Annotated in this window: 12 protein-coding genes and 1 tRNA gene; 11 read left to right on the top strand and 2 right to left on the bottom strand. The window is 69.3% G+C overall.

The window, feature by feature from the left end; translation table 11 throughout:
* From QFW80_RS02690 to pnp, 10 genes are all read left to right on the top strand, one after another.
* Positions 1 to 1,515 (top strand): NADH-quinone oxidoreductase subunit M, encoded by a 1,515-nt coding sequence (locus tag QFW80_RS02690; RefSeq protein ID WP_280599570.1) that lies wholly within the window; start codon positions 1 to 3, stop codon positions 1,513 to 1,515.
* A gap of 25 nt (positions 1,516 to 1,540) precedes the next feature.
* On the top strand, positions 1,541 to 2,992 hold the full coding sequence (gene nuoN / locus QFW80_RS02685) for an NADH-quinone oxidoreductase subunit NuoN (protein ID WP_280599927.1): 1,452 nt from the start codon (positions 1,541 to 1,543) through the stop codon (positions 2,990 to 2,992).
* A gap of 80 nt (positions 2,993 to 3,072) precedes the next feature.
* Positions 3,073 to 3,149, top strand: a tRNA-Met gene (locus QFW80_RS02680).
* A 178-nt stretch (positions 3,150 to 3,327) separates the two neighbouring features.
* Complete coding sequence (rimP, locus tag QFW80_RS02675) at positions 3,328 to 3,900, top strand: ribosome maturation factor RimP (RefSeq protein WP_280599925.1); 573 nt, start codon at positions 3,328 to 3,330, stop codon at positions 3,898 to 3,900.
* A 113-nt stretch (positions 3,901 to 4,013) separates the two neighbouring features.
* A complete protein-coding gene (gene nusA / locus QFW80_RS02670) occupies positions 4,014 to 5,525 on the top strand; it encodes a transcription termination factor NusA (RefSeq protein ID WP_280599569.1) in 1,512 nt (503 codons plus the stop codon).
* Between the two features lie 95 nt (positions 5,526 to 5,620).
* Positions 5,621 to 8,230 carry a translation initiation factor IF-2 gene (gene infB / locus QFW80_RS02665; protein WP_280599568.1) on the top strand — a complete coding sequence of 870 codons (2,610 nt, stop codon included), beginning with the start codon at positions 5,621 to 5,623 and terminating at the stop codon, positions 8,228 to 8,230.
* Between the two features lie 113 nt (positions 8,231 to 8,343).
* Entirely contained in the window at positions 8,344 to 8,715 is a 372-nt protein-coding gene (gene rbfA / locus QFW80_RS02660; protein WP_280599566.1) for a 30S ribosome-binding factor RbfA, read from the top strand.
* Between the two features lie 86 nt (positions 8,716 to 8,801).
* The gene (truB, locus tag QFW80_RS02655) at positions 8,802 to 9,767 is read left to right on the top strand and encodes a tRNA pseudouridine(55) synthase TruB (RefSeq protein WP_280599565.1); all 966 of its coding nucleotides are present in this window, start codon (positions 8,802 to 8,804) and stop codon (positions 9,765 to 9,767) included.
* A gap of 177 nt (positions 9,768 to 9,944) precedes the next feature.
* Positions 9,945 to 10,205: a 30S ribosomal protein S15 gene (rpsO, locus tag QFW80_RS02650; protein ID WP_280578436.1), complete on the top strand. Its 261-nt coding sequence runs from the start codon at positions 9,945 to 9,947 to the stop codon at positions 10,203 to 10,205.
* Positions 10,206 to 10,327: 122 nt separating this feature from the next.
* Positions 10,328 to 12,436, top strand: a complete 2,109-nt coding sequence (gene pnp / locus QFW80_RS02645; protein ID WP_280599563.1) for a polyribonucleotide nucleotidyltransferase — start codon at positions 10,328 to 10,330, stop codon at positions 12,434 to 12,436.
* Between the two features lie 303 nt (positions 12,437 to 12,739).
* On the opposite strand, the gene QFW80_RS02640 is transcribed toward pnp, so the two are convergent.
* Positions 12,740 to 14,290, bottom strand: coding sequence for a DUF1501 domain-containing protein (locus QFW80_RS02640; protein ID WP_280599561.1), 1,551 nt, complete (start codon positions 14,288 to 14,290; stop codon positions 12,740 to 12,742).
* A gap of 10 nt (positions 14,291 to 14,300) precedes the next feature.
* Entirely contained in the window at positions 14,301 to 16,070 is a 1,770-nt protein-coding gene (locus tag QFW80_RS02635; protein WP_280599559.1) for a DUF1800 domain-containing protein, read from the bottom strand.
* 243 nt (positions 16,071 to 16,313) lie between these two features.
* Here QFW80_RS02635 and QFW80_RS02630 point away from each other — a divergent pair, with 243 nt between their 5' ends.
* Positions 16,314 to 16,802: an NUDIX hydrolase gene (locus QFW80_RS02630; protein WP_280599558.1), complete on the top strand. Its 489-nt coding sequence runs from the start codon at positions 16,314 to 16,316 to the stop codon at positions 16,800 to 16,802.
* Positions 16,803 to 16,811: the final 9 nt, after the last annotated feature.

Raw genomic sequence — 16,811 nt, 5'->3', positions numbered from 1 at the left:
GTGCAGAACTGGCCCCTCCTCAGTCTCCTGATCTGGCTGCCGATCCTCGGCGGCGTGCTGGTGCTCGCGCTCGGCGAATCGCGCGCGCGCGTGGCCCGCTGGGTGTCGCTCGCGATCGCGCTGGCGGTGTTCCTGCTCAGCCTGCCCCTGTTCACCGGATTCGACTACGCCGCGGTCGGCATGCAGTTCGTCGAGCGGCGGGCGTGGATTCCGGCCTACGACATCCAGTACCACCTGGGCGCGGACGGCATCTCGGTCGCGCTGATCATCCTGACCACGCTGACCACGGCGCTGGTGCTGGTAGGCGCCTGGACGGCGATCGACCGGCGCGTGAACCAGTATTACGCGGCGATGCTGATCCTCGAAGGCCTGATGGTCGGCGTGTTCTCGGCGGTCGACGCGCTGCTGTTCTACGTGTTCTTCGAGGGCATGCTGATCCCGATGTTCATTATCATCGGCGTCTGGGGCGGCCCGCGGCGCGTGTACGCGTCGATCAAGTTCTTCCTGTACACCTTCCTCGGCTCGGTGTTCATGCTCGTGGGGCTGGTGTACCTGTACCTGAAGGCGGGCAGCTGGCAGCTGCCGGACCTGTACGCCCTGCCGCTGAACGCCACCGAGCAGATGTGGCTGTTCTTCGCGTTCCTTGCCGCGTTCGCGGTGAAGGTGCCGATGTTCCCGGTGCACACCTGGTTGCCCGACGCGCACGTCGAGGCGCCGACCGGCGGCTCGGTGATCCTGGCCGCGATCATGCTGAAGATCGGCGGCTACGGCTTCCTGCGTTTCAGCCTGCCGATCACGCCCGACGCCGGCCACGAATGGGCCTGGCTGGTGATCGCGCTGTCGCTGATCGCGGTGGTCTACGTGGGCCTGGTGGCGCTGGTCCAGGAAGACATGAAGAAGCTGATCGCGTATTCGTCGGTTTCGCACATGGGCTTCGTCACCCTGGGCACCTTCATCGCCTTCGCCCTGGTGCGCGACGTGCCGGGCGGCGGCGACGCGGCGCGGCTGGGCCTGCAGGGCGCGATGGTGCAGATGATCTCGCACGGCTTCATCTCCGGCGCGATGTTCTCCTGCGTCGGCGTGCTGTACGACCGCATGCACACGCGCATGATCAAGGACTACGGCGGCGTGGCCAACGTCATGCCCTGGTTCACCTTCTTCATCGTCCTGTTCGCGATGGCCAATGCCGGCCTGCCGGGCACGTCGGGCTTCGTGGGCGAGTTCATGGTGATCCTGGCCAGCTTCCAGCACCATCCGCTGATCGCCTTCACCGCGGCGATGACGCTGATCATCGGCGCCGCGTACACGCTGTGGATGGTGCGCCGGGTGATGTTCGGCGAGGTGGCCAACGCCCACGTCGCGGAACTGAAGGACATCAACCCGCGCGAATGGCTGGTGCTGGGCGTGTTCGCCGCCGGCACCCTGCTGATCGGCATCTGGCCGCGTCCGCTCACCGACCTGATGGAACCGGCGATCGCCCAGCTGGCCGGCCAGCTCGCCGCGAGCAAGCTTTGAGGAACCGCACGCGATGACCGCCGCCATGATGCCGCCGCCCCCCGTCCGCTCCTTCGCCGAGCTCGCGCCCCTGGCGCCCGAGCTGGTGGTGGTGTTTGGCGCGTTCGCGCTGCTGATGCTGGACCTGTTCCTGGACGAGCGCCGCCGGGTGGTCACCCACGCGCTCGCGATCGTCACCCTCCTGGTCGCCGCGGCGATGCTGTGGTTCGACGTCGGCGGGCAGGGCACTACGCTCTCGGGCATGTTCGTGCGCGACGAGGGTGCCGACGTGCTCAAGCTCGTGCTGCTGGTGGTCAGTGCCGCTGCGATGGCCTACATCTGGCCGTTCCTGCGCGAGCGCGGGCTGTACAAGGGCGAGGTCGCGGTGCTGGTGCTGTTCGCGGTGGCGGGCATGATGCTGCTGGTGTCCGCGGGCAGCCTGACCATGGTCTACGTGGGCCTGGAACTGCTGGCGCTGTGCTCCTACGCGCTGGTCGCCACCGACCGCGACAGCCCGCTCGCCTCCGAAGCGGCGATGAAGTACTTCGTGCTCGGCTCGCTCGCCTCGGGCCTGCTGCTGTACGGCATGACCCTGGTGTACGGCGCCACCGGCACGCTCGACCTGGTCGCGATCCGCGACGCGGCCTGGGGCGTGGCCGGCGAGGATCGCATCCTGCTGCTGACCGGCACCGTGTTCGTGGTGGTGGGCATCGCGTTCAAGTTCGGCGCGGCGCCGTTCCACATGTGGCTGCCGGACACCTACCACGGTGCGCCGACCCCGATCACGCTGTTCATCGGCTCGGCGCCGAAGCTGGCCGCGTTCGGCATGACCTGGCGCCTGCTGGAGGTCGCGCTGGGACCGGCGCACGAGCAGACGCAGCTGCTGCTCGCGGTGCTGGCGACGCTGTCGCTGGCGGTGGGCAACGTGTTCGCGATTGCGCAGGCGAACCTCAAGCGGATGCTGGCGTACTCGACCATTTCCCACGTCGGCTTCCTGTTCCTGGGGCTGGCCGCGGGCGGCGAGGGCGGCTACGCCGCGGCGATGTTCTACGCCATCAGCTACGCGATCATGTCGGTGGCGGCGTTCGGCGCGATCGTGATGCTGTCGCGGCGCGGCTTCGAGGCCGACCGGATCGAGGACTTCCGCGGCCTGGCCGCACGCAGCCCCTGGATCGCCGGGCTGGTGCTGCTGGTGATGGCCTCGCTGGCCGGCGTTCCGCCGCTGCTGGGCTTCTGGGCCAAGCTGGCGGTGCTGCGCGCCGCGCTCGAGGGCGACCTGCTGTGGCTGGCGATCGTGGGCATCGTGTTCGCGGTGATCGGCGCGTTCTACTACCTGCGCGTGATCAAGGTGATGTACTTCGAACAGCCGGCCGGCGAGCCGATCACGATCCGTGGCGGTGCGCTGCAGGGCGTGTTCGCGGTAAACGCGCTGGCACTCCTGGGCCTGGGCCTGTTCTGGAGCCCGATCATGGCCTGGTGCCAGCAGGCGTTCGCCTGATCGACCCGATGCGCGGTTCAGCCCGGGTGGCACCCCGGGCTTGTCAAAACGCCCGCGCATCTTCATAATTCCGCGTCTGTTGCGGGGTGGAGCAGTCTGGCAGCTCGTCGGGCTCATAACCCGAAGGTCGCAGGTTCAAATCCTGCCCCCGCTACCAGTTTCACCGGGTCGTCGAAAGCGTTGAGGCTTTCCACGGATGCCGGGGAACCGGGCTCATCGAGGTGGCTGCTCGCCTCGATGCCGAAATCCGGCCGCATGGCCGGACATTCAGGACAAGGGGCCCGATGGGCCCCTTGTTGTTTTTGAAGATTGTCGAACGCGCAACGGACGAGGACGTGACGGACAAGGCGACACAGCTCTCGACACTGCTCGCGCCCACGGTGGAATCGCTGGGCCTGCAGCTGCTGGGCATCGAGTACCTGCCCGCGCCGGGCGGCTCGGTGGTGCGCCTGTACCTGGACGTGCCCGACGCCGAAGTCGAGACGCGCCACGTGACGATCGAGGACTGCGAGGCGGTGAGCCGCGAGGTCTCGGCCCGGCTCGACGTCGAGGATCCGATCTCCGGCAACTACACGCTGGAAGTGTCCTCGCCGGGCGTGGACCGGCCGCTGTTCGCCGCCGCGCAGTTCGCACGGTTCGCCGGCGAGCGCGCCAAGGTCGGGCTGAAGCTGCCGCAGGACGGGCGTCGCCGGCTGACCGGCACGATCGTGTCGGTGGACGAGGCGTCGATCACGTTCGATGTCGACGGGCAGCCGATCGTGGTGGCCGCCGACAACATCGACAAGGCGCGGCTGGTTCCCGATTGGGCGGCGCTCGGATTCGCGCCGGCGCGCGACCTGCCCGGGGGCGACGCGCGCCCGGGCAAGCCCGGTCGCAAGGCGCGCGCGGGCAGGGCGCGGGAAGACTGAGGGTTTCAGGCATCGCGTCCGCCGCCATGCGCGGACGCCGCCGAATGGAGCCGGGCAACCGCCCGGCGCGGACGAACACGGATCAAGCCGGTTTTCGAAAAGGTCTGACACAGATGAGCAAAGAGTTGTTGCTGGTGGTGGATGCGGTCGCCAACGAAAAGGGCGTCCCGGAGTCCGTGATCCTCGAGGCGATCGAGGCCGCGCTGGCCACGGCCGCCAAGAAGCGGTACGTGGACCAGGACGTGCTGACGCGGGTCGCGATCGATCCCAAGGACGGCAGCTACGAGACGTTCCGCCGCTGGGAAGTGGTGGCCGACGACGTGGTCATGGAATCGCCCGACCGCCAGATCCGGATGATGGACGCGGTCGACGAGGTCGAGGGCGTCGAGGTCGGCGACTACATCGAGGAGCAGATCGAGAACGTCGACTTCGGCCGCATCGCCGCGCAGGCCGCCAAGCAGGTGATCGTGCAGCGCGTGCGCGAGGCCGAGCGCCAGCAGGTGGTCGATGCGTGGAAGGATCGCGTCGGCGAGCTGGTCACCGGCGTGGTCAAGCGCGTGGAACGCGGCAACGTCTACGTCGACCTGGGCGGCAATGCCGAGGCCTTCATCCCCAAGGACAAGGCGATCCCGCGCGACATCGTGCGCGCCGGCGACCGCATCCGCGGCTACCTCTACGACGTGCGCAGCGAGCCGCGCGGCCCGCAGCTGTTCATCAGCCGCGCCGCGCCTGAATTCATGATGGAGCTGTTCAAGCTCGAGGTGCCGGAAGTCGGCCAGGGCCTGGTCGAGATCAAGGCCTGCGCGCGCGATCCGGGCGACCGCGCCAAGATCGCCGTCATCGCCTACGACAACCGCACCGACCCGATCGGGGCCTGCATCGGCATGCGCGGTTCGCGCGTGCAGGCGGTGAGCAACGAACTCAACGGCGAGCGCGTGGACATCGTGCTGTGGTCGGACAACCCGGCCCAGTTCGTGATCAACGCGATGGCCCCGGCCGAAGTGCAGTCGATCGTCGTCGACGAGGACAAGCACTCGATGGACCTGGCGGTGGCCGAGGACAAGCTGGCGCAGGCGATCGGCAAGGGCGGCCAGAACGTGCGCCTGGCCAGCCGCCTGTCGGGCTGGCAGCTCAACGTGATGACCCAGGACCAGGTCGCGGCGAAGTCGGAGGCCGAGCAGGCCGCCGCCCGCGCGCTGTTCCAGGAGAAGCTCGAGGTCGACGAGGAGATCGCCGGCATCCTGGTGGCCGAGGGCTTCAACACGGTCGAGGAGATCGCCTACGTGCCGGTCGGCGAACTGCTGGCGGTGGAGGGCTTCGACGAGGACATCGTCGAGGAACTGCGCGCCCGCGCCCGCGACGCGCTGCTTAACGACGCGCTGGCGGTCGAGGAGGAGCTGGACGAGAACGCGCCGGCCGAGGACCTGCTCGCGTTGGAGGGCATGGACGACGAGACCGCGTACGCGCTGGCCTCGCACGGCGTGCGCACCAGCGAGGACCTGTCCGACCTGGCGGCGGACGAGGTGGTCGAGTTCGGCATCGAGGGGCTGGACGGGGAACGCGCCGCGGCGCTGATCCTGGCCGCCCGCGCCGAGGAGATCGCACGCCTGGAGCGCGGCGAATGACCCCGCGATGAACGCCGCCCTGCGCCGCTCAGGGCTTAGAATCCGCGCTTCCCTTGCTCTGCGCGAGGGGGCGCCACACAGAGCATAGGATCCGAATGTCGCAACAAACCACCATCCGCAAGCTTGCCGCCCTGGTCAATACGCCGGTGGAGAAGCTGCTCGAGCAGTTGTCCGAAGCGGGCATGGCGTTCAACGATCCCGACCAGGTCGTGACCAGCACCGAGAAGGTCAAGCTGCTCGGCTTCCTGCGCCGTACCCACGGCAAGGCGGAGAAGCCGGCCGAAGATCCCGTCGCGCCCAAGAAGATCACGCTCAACCGCACGCGCAAGCAGGAGATCACCGTCGGCGGCGGCAAGAACCGCGCCACGGTGGATGTCGTGGTGCGCAAGAAGGTGACCCTGGTCAAGCCGAGCGAGACCGAACGCGCCGCGTCCGCGCAGGCGCCGGTGGACGATGAGCAGGCCGAGATCCTGCGCAAGCTCGAGGAATCGCGCCTGCGCAACCTGTCGGAACAGCAGCGCCTGGCCGAGGAGGACAAGCGCCGCGCCGAGGAGGCCGCCGAGCGCAAGCGCCAGGCCGAGGCCGAGGCCGAGCGCGCGCGCCAGGAGGCCGCGCTGGCCGCCGCCGCGCCGCCCGAGGACGAGGCCGCCGCCGCGCGCAAGGCCGCCGGCCACGGCCATGGGCACGGCCATCCGAAGCCGGCCGCGCCGCGCAGCGAGGACCGCTCGCTCGGCCCGAAGCACAAGGGCAACCGCGGCTCGCACGTGATGGTGGCCGGGGTCGAGGACGACGACAGCACCGCGCGCTTCGCCGGCCAGCTGCACCTGTCGGCTTCCGAACGCGCGCGCCGCAGCAGCACGCGCGGCAAGCCCAAGTCGCGTCGGCACGTGGAGCAGTCGCGCAGCGGCGCCGGTCCGCACGGGTTCGAGCGTCCGACCGCGCCGGTGGTGCGCGAGGTCGCGATCGGCGAGGCGATCACCGTCGCCGACCTGGCCCAGAAGCTCGCGCTCAAGGGCGGCGACGTGGTCAAGGCGCTGTTCAAGATGGGCGTCATGGCGACCATCACCCAGTCCATCGACCACGACACCGCGGTGCTGGTGGTCGAGGAGCTGGGTCATCGCGCGGTCGCGGCCGAGAGCGACGATGCCGAGTCGGAGCTGCTGGCGCACGCCGAGCAGGTGCAGGGCGAGAAGCTCGCCCGCCCGCCGGTGGTCACCATCATGGGCCACGTCGACCACGGCAAGACCTCGCTGCTGGACTACATCCGCCGCACCAAGGTCGCCTCTGGCGAGGCGGGCGGCATCACCCAGCACATCGGCGCCTACCACGTCGAGACCGACAAGGGCGTCATCAGCTTCCTCGATACCCCGGGCCACGCCGCGTTCACCTCGATGCGCGCGCGCGGCGCGAAGCTGACCGACATCGTGATCCTGGTGGTCGCGGCCGACGACGGCGTGATGCCGCAGACGGTCGAGGCGATCCAGCACGCGAAGGCGGCGAAGGTGCCGCTGATCGTGGCGATCAACAAGATCGATAAGTCCGGTGCCGATCCGGAACGGATCAAGAACGAACTGCTCGCGCACGACATCGTGGCCGAGTCGTTCGGTGGCGACACCCAGATGGTCGAGCTCTCGGCCAAGACCGGGCAGGGCGTCGACGAACTGCTCGACGCGATCTCGCTGCAGGCCGAGGTGCTCGAACTGCGGGCGGTGGCCGAGGGCCGCGCCGCCGGTACGGTGATCGAGTCCTCGCTCGACAAGGGCCGCGGCCCGGTGGCGACCGTGCTGGTGCAGCAGGGCCTGCTGTCGAGGGGCGATTACCTGGTGTGCGGCGTGCAGTACGGCCGCGTGCGCGCCCTGTTCGACGAGACCGGCTCGCAGGTGCCGTCCGCGGGGCCGTCGATCCCGGTGCAGGTGCTCGGCCTGTCGGGCGTGCCCGACGCGGGCGACGACTTCGTGGTGGTCGAGGACGAGCGCCTGGCCAAGGAAGTGGCGCAGCAGCGCGAGGCCAAGCGCCGCGAACTGCGCCTGGTGCAGGCCGCCGGCAACCGCATGGAAGACATCATGGCCCAGATGGGCCAGGGCGAGGCGCAGCAGCAGCTCAACCTGGTGATCAAGGCCGACGTCCAGGGCTCGGTGGAAGCGCTGCGCCAGGCGCTGACCGCGCTGTCGAACGAGCAGATCCGGATCAACGTGATCGTCTCGGGCGTGGGCGGCATCACCGAATCCGATGCCAACGCCGCGGCCACCGCCAAGGCCACGATCATCGGCTTCAACGTCCGCGCCGACGCGTCCGCGCGCCGGATCATCGAGAACAGCAACCTCGACCTGCGCTACTTCTCGATCATCTACGACGTGATCGACCAGGTGAAGCAGGTGGCGTCCGGCCTGCTGGGCGTGGAGATCCGCGAGGAGATCATCGGCATCGCCGAGGTGCGCGACGTGTTCCGCAGCTCGAAGTTCGGCGCCGTGGCCGGCAGCATGGTGGTCGAGGGCGTGGTCAAGCGCTCCAAGCCGATCCGCGTGCTGCGCGACAACACGGTGGTGTTCGAAGGCGAGCTGGAATCGCTGCGCCGCTTCAAGGAGAACGTCGACGAGGTCCGCAACGGTACCGAGTGCGGCATCGCGGTGAAGGCCTACAACGACGTGCAGCCGGGCGACCAGATCGAGTGCTTCGAGCGGATCGAGGTGCAGCGCACGCTGTAGCGGCGCGCGCCGGCCCGGGATCCGCGATGTGCCGAAGCGCGTCGCGGGTCCGGGGCGGGTCCATCCCGGCTCCGCCGTATCCTTCTGTCCTGGTCCATTTCGAGTCCGAGTCCGTGCCCACCAAGTCCTTCCACCGTACCGATCGCGTGTCCGCCCAGCTGCGCAGGGAACTGGGCACGCTGGTGCGTGAGGCGGTGGCCGAGCACGGCCTGCCCTCGGTGAGCGTGTCGGACGTGGAAGTCACGCGCGACATGGCGCACGCCAAGGTATTCGTGACCGCGCTGCAGCCCGAGCGGGCGGCCGAGGCGATGAAGGGGCTCAAGGCGGTGGCGCACGAGATCCGCTTCCGCCTGGCGCGCGCGGTCAAGCTGCGCCACGTGCCCGAGCTGCATTTCCACTACGACGATTCGGTCGACCGCGGCGAACGCATCGACCAGCTGCTGCGCGACCTGCCCGACGTCGGCGGAAGCGACTCCTCGAGCTAGGGTCGATCGTTCGCCGCGCCGGCGCGCAGGCCCGCGCGGCATCGATCACGCCACTGCGTCGACCCGGGCGTCCTACAATGACGGCGATGACTGTCCGCCCACGCACGAAGTTCAGGAAACTCGACGGTCTCCTGCTGCTCGACAAGCCGCGCGGGCTGAGTTCGAACCAGGCGCTGCAGCGCGTGCGCCACCTGTTCCGCGCCGAGAAGGCCGGGCATACCGGCAGCCTGGATCCGCTCGCCACCGGCCTGCTGCCGGTCTGCTTCGGCGAGGCGACCAAGATCGCCGGGGGGCTGCTGGGCGCGCGCAAGGCCTACGACACCGTCGCCCGGCTGGGCATCGTGACCGATACCGACGATGCCGAAGGCCAGGCGTTGCGCGAACGTCCGGTCCCGCCGCTGCGGATCCCGGCGATCGATGCCGCGCTGCGCGCTCTGACCGGGCGCATCCGGCAGCGGCCGCCGATCTACTCCGCGCTCAAGCGCGGTGGCGAGCCGCTCTATGCCAAGGCCAGGCGCGGCGAAGTGGTGGAGGTCGACGAACGCGAGGTCGACGTGCACGCGTTCGAACTGCAGTCGGCCGCGGACCTGCTCGACGACCTGCAGGGCGTTCCGCCCCAGCTGCGCCTGCACGTCGAATGCGGCTCGGGCACGTATGTGCGCGCCCTGGTGCGCGACCTGGGCGAGGCGCTGGGCTGCGGCGCGCACGTGGCCGAACTGCGGCGGCTGTGGGTCGACCCGTTCAGGGAACCCCGGATGTGGACGCTGGAGGAACTGCAGGCGCTGGCGGAGCGCGGGGAGCGGAGCCTGCTCGCCTGCCTGCTGCCGCTGGAGCGCGGCATGGCCTCGTGGCCACCGGTGGACCTGGACGACGCCCAGGCCCGGCGCCTGGGGCGGGGCCAGCCGGTCGACGGTCCGTTCCATCCGCCCGGCAGCGTGGCCGTCTACGGCCCCGGCGGCCGCGCGCTGGGGCTGGGTCAGGTGGAGGACGGGCGCCTGCGCCCGCAGCGGCTGTTCAGCTGGGCCTGCGCTCCCGCGCCGCCTGCGGCCTGAGCTTGTCCGCGGCGCCCTGAGCCGATACAATTTCGCGGCTTTTTTCAAGCACTTCCGAACCGCCGGGAATGCCGCCACGCGGCGGTATCCCGTCCATCCATGACGAACCGAGCGGTGCGCCGCGGGCGTTGACGACGCCGCGCCGCCTCTGCCGGTTTCGCGACTACGAGGCACTCCATGTCCATCGACAACAGCAAGATCATCGAAGAACACGCGCGCGGCGCCAACGACACCGGCTCGCCGGAAGTCCAGGTGGCCCTGCTCACCGCCCGCATCGTGCACCTGACCGAGCACTTCAAGACCCACAAGAAGGACCACCACAGCCGCCGCGGCCTGCTGCAGATGGTCAACCGCCGGCGCAGCCTGCTCGACTACCTGCACCGCAAGGACGCCAACCGCTACAAGGCGCTGATCGAGAAGCTCGGTCTGCGACGCTAAGCCCGAATACCGCCGCGGCGCAGTGATGCGCCGCGGTTCTTTTTTGGCCGTGGTGGACGCGGCCGCCCGACCGGGGCAAGGGTCCCGGCCGGTCCATCGAAAGAGTCATCAAGGAATCCCACGTGGCAAAAGTTACCAAGAGCTTCCAGTTCGGCAATCACACGGTCACCCTCGAAACCGGCGAGATCGCCCGCCAGGCCGGCGGCGCGGTCATGGTCTCGTGCGAGGGCACGGTGCTGCTGGTCACCGCCGTGGCCAACAAGACCGCGCGCGAGGGGCAGGACTTCTTCCCGCTCACCGTCGATTACCAGGAGAAGTTCTACGCCGGCGGCCGCATCCCGGGCGGCTTCTTCAAGCGTGAAGGCCGCCAGACCGAGAAGGAGACGCTGATCTCGCGCCTGATCGACCGGCCGATCCGCCCGCTGTTCCCCGACGGCTTCCGCAACGAGGTCCAGATCATCGCCACGGTGATGTCGATGAACCCGGAGATCGACGGGGACATCCTCGCCCTGATCGGCGCGTCGGCCGCGCTGTCGCTGTCGGGCGCGCCGTTCGACGGCCCGATCGGCGCCGCCAAGGTCGGCTACAGGGCCGGCCAGTACCTGCTCAACCCGACCACCAGCGAGCTGGCCGAGTCCGACCTGGAACTGGTCGTCGCCGGTACCGCCAATGCGGTGCTGATGGTCGAGTCCGAGGCCAAGGAGCTGTCGGAAGAGGTGATGCTGGGCGCGGTGATGTTCGGCCACCAGCAGATGCAGGTCGCGATCGCCACCATCAACGAACTGGTCGCCGAAGCCGGCAAGCCGAAGTGGGACTGGCAGCCGCCGGCCGCCAACGAAGGCCTGGTGTCGGCGATCCGCACCGCCGTTGGCGAGCAGCTGGCCAGCGCTTTCCAGGTGCGCGACAAGCTCGAGCGCCGCGACGCGATCTCCAAGGTCAAGAAGGCGATCATCGAGGCCCTCAGCCCGCAGGCCGAAGCCAATGCCTGGTCCACCGGCGAGCTGTCGAAGGAGTTCGGCGAGCAGGAATACCAGACCATGCGCGACTCGGTCCTCAAGACCAAGGTCCGCATCGACGGCCGCGCGCTGGACACGGTGCGCCCGATCTCGTCGAAGGTCGGCATCCTGCCGCGCGTGCACGGCTCGTCGCTGTTCACCCGCGGCGAAACCCAGGCGATCGTCGCGGTCACGCTGGGCACCGCGCGCGACGGCCAGATCATCGACGCCGTCGCCGGCGAGTACAAGGAACACTTCCTGTTCCATTACAACTTCCCCCCGTACTCGGTGGGCGAGGCCGGCCGCATGATGGGCCCGAAGCGTCGCGAGATCGGCCACGGCCGCCTCGCCAAGCGCGGCGTGCTCGCGGTGATGCCGACGATGGAGCAGTTCCCGTACACCATCCGCGTGGTCTCGGAGATCACCGAGTCCAACGGTTCCTCGTCGATGGCGTCGGTGTGCGGTTCGTCGCTGGCACTGATGGACGCGGGCGTGCCGATCAAGGCGCCGGTGGCCGGCATCGCGATGGGCCTGGTGAAGGAAGGCGACGAGTTCGTCGTGCTCTCGGACATCCTCGGTGACGAGGATCACCTCGGCGACATGGACTTCAAGGTCGCCGGCACCGAGAACGGCATCTCCGCGCTGCAGATGGACATCAAGATCCAGGGCATCACCGAGGAGATCATGAAGGTCGCGCTGGCGCAGGCCAAGCAGGGCCGCCTGCACATCCTCAAGGAGATGTCCGCCGCCCTGACCGCGCCGCGCGCCGAGCTGAGCGAGTTCGCGCCGCGCCTGATCACGATCAAGATCCACCCCGACAAGATCCGCGAAGTGATCGGCAAGGGCGGCTCGGTGATCCAGGCGATCACCAAGGAAACCGGCACCCAGATCGACATCCAGGACGACGGCACGATCACGATCGCCTCGGTCAACGCCGTGGCCGGCCAGGCCGCGAAGTCGCGCATCGAGCAGATCACCTCCGACGTCGAGCCGGGCCGGATCTACGAGGGCAAGGTCGCCAAGATCATGGACTTCGGCGCGTTCGTCACCATCTCCCCCGGGAAGGACGGCCTGGTGCACGTGTCGCAGATCTCCAACGATCGCGTCGAGAAGGTCAGCGACGTGCTCAAGGAAGGCGACGTGGTCAAGGTCAAGGTGCTGGAAGTCGACAAGCAGGGCCGCATCCGCCTGTCGATGAAGGCGATCGAGGAAGGCGAGGGCGTGTCGGCCGACTGACGGCGCGGCACACCTTCGCGATACGGAAAAGCGGGCTTCGGCCCGCTTTTTCGTTGCCCGGACGCCGGTCCCGCAGGGGGCCATTCGGGGCGCGCGGACGGGCCCACCGCAGCCTTTCGCCTGGGAGGCTGCGTGGTTTCCGCACTGATCGAACCGGAGGGCGATGCGGTTGCCCCGACGGTGATGGCCGGACGGCCTGGTGCCGGCGCGCGGCACCGATCCAGGTCGTGATCCGCACGGACCTGGGCCGTTGCCCACCCGACGCGGCCGGGGCGACGCGGACAGCGGTCCCCGGCTCGCCGGCTACAGCCGGTGCTGTTGCATCAGGCGGAACAGCTTCAGGCGCAGGCGCAGGAGCGGCTGCGCGAGTCGTGGCGGCATGCGGACCGTGCCGCGGCGGTGGCGGATCGGACCGGCGACGGCCGCGCCGCTGTCGGGGGAGCCGGCCGGGTTGGCCGACGGAGTCGTGCGCAGGTTGCGCAACGCCGGCTGCGACGTCTGGCGCACGGGTTCCGGCGCGCCCGCCGCTGCCGCAGCGCCCGCACCCGCGAACATGCCGAGCGGACTGTAGCCGCTGTAGCCCGGGAACACCTCGGCGGTGCGCGTGTGGCCCATGCGCGACTGCAGCAGTTCGGTGAACACGCGACGGAAGTCCGTGGTCACCGGCACGTCGCCGAAGTAGGGCGAGAGGATCTCGGGATTGAGCCCGCGCCAGCTGCCGTAGAAGCGGCGGCCGTTGACCGGGCCACCGAGGACCAGCAGCGGGTTGCCGTAGCCGTGGTCGGTGCCGCCGCTGCCGTTCTCGCGCACCCGGCGTCCGAATTCGGACTGGACCACCACCGTCACCCGCGCCATCTCGCCGGTGCCGCTCAGCTCGGCGTAGAACGCGGCCAGCGCCTGCGACAGTTCGCCCACTCGGTCGCGGAAATACCCGCCGCCGCCATTGCCCTGGCCGTCGTGCGTGTCCCAGCCGCCGACGTCGATGGTGGCGTAGCGCAGCCCCAGGTTGAAGCGGATCGACTGCGCCACCGTCCACAGCTGGCGCGCGACGTTGGTGGTGGGCCACGAGGCTGGGAGGGTGCCCGTGTAGGGCTGGCTCGCGACGGTGCGCAGGGCACCGTCCGCCGCCCGGCCGCTGTGCTCGAGGCCGACGTTGCCCTGCCACATGCTGGCCAGGGTTTCGTTCACTCCCTTGAAGCCCGCCGGCGAGCCCTCGCGGGCCTGCTGCCAGGCCCATGACCCGTTGTTGAGCATGAAGTCGTTCGGGCTGCCCATGGTCAGCGCCTGGGTGGCACCGAGCAGGTTGGCGGGCATGCGGCTGTTCACCGCCAGCGCCGGCATGATCGTGGACGAGGACGCGCCGGGCTGGGTGCCCCATGCGCGCGCGATCCAGCCGGTGCCGTTTCCCTTGCTGCCGGGGGTACCGAAGTCCAGGTACTGCTGGGCATCGAAGTGGCTGCGGGTGACCGTGGTGAGCAGGCCGCAGCAATGCACGATCGCCAGCTTGCCGTCGTTCCAGATGTCGCGCAGCCCGGACGCGGCGCCGTGGAGGCCGAAGCCGGTGGCACTGCCGTTGGCGAGCGTGAGCGGCAGGGCGGCGTTGTCGCCGCTGACCGGCACCCGCAGGTCCGGCCGCGCCTGCTCGTAGTAGGTGCGGTCGTTGCCGGAGACCGGCAGCACGAGGTTGAGCCCGTCGATGCCGCCGCGCAGGAACACGTGGACGACGGTGTCGTAGCTGTTGACCGCCGCGTGCGCGGGGCTGCCGAACAGCAGGGCGGGGCCGGCGGCGCCGACCGCGGCGGTCGCGCAGCAGCCCTTGAGGAATTCGCGGCGGTCGAGTTCGATCCTGGTCATGGTGTCGTCCTCAGCGGCTCAGGAATTCGGGGGACATCAGGATCAGCGACACCATGCTGCGCAGCCGTTCCTGGTTGTAGTGGCGCTTGAGGTCGTTCTGGGCCCAGCTGTTGGTGTCCTCGATGACGTAGGTCGCCGGGTCGCCGTTCTGGGCCAGGAACGCGCGCAGCGCCGACACGCGCTGGGACTTGGGCATGTAGCCCAGGATGCGCCGGCACCAGAATTCCACCAGACGGTTCGCGGTCCATTGGCTGGCCGGCACGCCGGCGCGGGTGAGCTGGAGGATCGGCAGCAGCTTGCCGTCGCCGGCGACATTGTTGGTTTCGGTCAGCCAGTTGAGCAGCTTCCAGGTCATGCCGAAGCTGCTGGCGCCGGACCAGGCGGTGGCGACGTCGGGATAGCCGTTGGGCGCGGGCCAGTCGTAGGGCTGGTGGCCGGTGAAGCCCATGCGCCAGTTGAGGTCGTTGCTGCGGTTCTCGTCGAAGGTGTAGGTCCACTCGCAGCCGAGCGCGCGCAGCGAGGCCGCGACCGCCTCGAACGGGCGCCGGGTCTTGCGGCCCCAGGCGTGCTGCGCCTCGTCGGAAAGCAGAATGTGGCGCAGGGTGCGCTTGATCTGCTCGGGATGCTGCCAGTTGCTGCGGAACACGGCTGCGGCGCTGTCGACCAGCGACTGGGACGGATCGTCGGCCACGAAGCGGCGCACTAGCTTGCGGCAGATGAACTTCGCCACCCGCGGATGGCTGGCGATGCGGTCGAGGATGTCGCGCCCGTCCTGCAGCGCTGGCCGCTCGGGGTAGATGAAGTTGCCAAGCACGAACTTCGGGCCCGAATCGTGCCAGTCGGCGTGGTAGTAGAAGCCGCCGTCGTCCTTCCTGGCGTGGGTGAATTCCCAGTGGTTGTTGTTGATCGTCCAGCCGGTGAACGCGGCGGCGGTCTCGTAGACATCGATGTCGGTGTAGCCGATCGGGTAATTGCGATCCTCGGGGCAGGGCGGCACCTCGAAGGGATCCATGAAGCCGAGATAGTTCTCGGCGCCGAAGGTATGCAGTTCCAGCAGCTCGCGCGCGAAGTTTTCGTTCGGCCCCGAGCGCCGGTTCGACTTGTTGTCGAGATAGATCTGCATCGCGGTGCTCTTGGCCACGGCCTCGAGCATGGTGCGGAAGTTGCCGAGCGCATTGGCGCGGATCACATCACGGTCGTAGCTACCGTAGACCGGGCAGGTGTCGTAGTCGCTCAGCATGACGTTGAAATGGTCGTGCCAGAACGCGGTGGTCACCTCGAAGAGCTGGCGCTTGGAGTACACCGCGCGCACCAGTGCTTCGCGCTGCACTTCCCACCCCGGGCGCATTCGCACCGCCCACTCCACGTTGGCGCGAACGTGTTCGGACCACTGCTGGGCGAGCGTCTTGCCGAGCGTGGTATAGCCCGCGTTCGCCAGCCGGGTGGCGACGGCCGAGTCGTCGATCGCCGAGGGGCTGAGCTGGCGGTCGACCCATGCGGTCAGCCGGGCAGCGTCGCTGCTGCCGAGCGCGTTGAACTCGGCGATCGACGCAGGCGTGGCGCCGTAGCTCATCTTGTTGAGCACGCGTACCGCGAACGGTGGCTTGGCCAGCGTAAGCAGGCGTCCCCGGGACGACTTTTCGGCCACCGCCCCGGCAGCCGCGCGGGGGGAGGTGGCCGCAGGAGCGGGCTGGAAGCGGGGGGCGCGGGCAAGCTTGTAGCGCTGGCGGTGCGCGCGCTCGAGCAGCGTGCGCTCCGCCTGTGAAAGGCCTGGCGTCATGTCGATATCCTGGATGGGTCCCCTGGCCGAAGGGTATCGGGCGATGGGCGGCCCAAGCTGTGACTGTCGCCACAGTCCGCGATGGGCCGCGGCTGGCCGGGCCCGGCGTCACGGCACAGGCGGCCGTGCATCCCGGCGCCCCGGCGGCCGGCCCCCAGCTCATTGGCCGCCACGGACACCGTGGTGCTATCTCGCACCGTCGGCTCCGCTACCATGCCCGGCCCGTATCGCCCGCGCCGGCCCATGCCCTACACCCCCATCGCCGCCACGCTGGGCTACGTGCTCTCGCCCGACCGGCGCCGGGTGCTGATGATCCACCGCAACGCGCGTCCCGGCGACCAGCACCTGGGCAAGTACAACGGCCTGGGCGGCAAGCTCGAGGCCGACGAGGACGTGGTGTCGGGCATGCGGCGGGAGATCCGCGAGGAAGCCGGCATCGACTGCGACGAACTGCAGCTGCGCGGGACGATCAGCTGGCCCGGCTTCGGCCGCCAGGGCGAGGACTGGTTCGGCTTCGTGTTCGTGGTCACGCGCTACTCGGGCGAGCCGTTCACGTCCAATGCCGAGGGCACGCTGGAGTGGGTGGAGGTGGAGCGCCTGCTCGACCTGCCCCTGTGGGAGGGCGACCGCCACTTCCTGCCGCTGGTGTTCGACGACGATCCGCGCGCGTTCCACGGCGTGATGCCGTATCGCGATGGCCGCATGCAGTCCTGGCGGGTGACGCGGATCTGATCCGCGCGC

It is taken from the genome of Luteimonas rhizosphaericola (genome assembly GCF_029888045.1).
GTDB classification, from domain to species: domain Bacteria; phylum Pseudomonadota; class Gammaproteobacteria; order Xanthomonadales; family Xanthomonadaceae; genus Luteimonas; species Luteimonas rhizosphaericola.
Note: the sequence above shows the minus strand (reverse complement) of the source record. Positions and strands in the feature narration are given on the sequence as shown.

Coding starts and splice junctions, on each gene's coding strand:
- rpsO (WP_280578436.1), top strand. CDS start 9,945: ATGTCCATCGACAACAGCAAGATCATCGAAGAACACGCGCGCGGCGCC.
- QFW80_RS02635 (WP_280599559.1), bottom strand. CDS start 16,070: ATGACGCCAGGCCTTTCACAGGCGGAGCGCACGCTGCTCGAGCGCGCG.
- truB (WP_280599565.1), top strand. CDS start 8,802: ATGACTGTCCGCCCACGCACGAAGTTCAGGAAACTCGACGGTCTCCTG.
- nuoN (WP_280599927.1), top strand. CDS start 1,541: ATGATGCCGCCGCCCCCCGTCCGCTCCTTCGCCGAGCTCGCGCCCCTG.
- nusA (WP_280599569.1), top strand. CDS start 4,014: ATGAGCAAAGAGTTGTTGCTGGTGGTGGATGCGGTCGCCAACGAAAAG.
- QFW80_RS02640 (WP_280599561.1), bottom strand. CDS start 14,290: ATGACCAGGATCGAACTCGACCGCCGCGAATTCCTCAAGGGCTGCTGC.
- QFW80_RS02630 (WP_280599558.1), top strand. CDS start 16,314: ATGCCCTACACCCCCATCGCCGCCACGCTGGGCTACGTGCTCTCGCCC.
- infB (WP_280599568.1), top strand. CDS start 5,621: ATGTCGCAACAAACCACCATCCGCAAGCTTGCCGCCCTGGTCAATACG.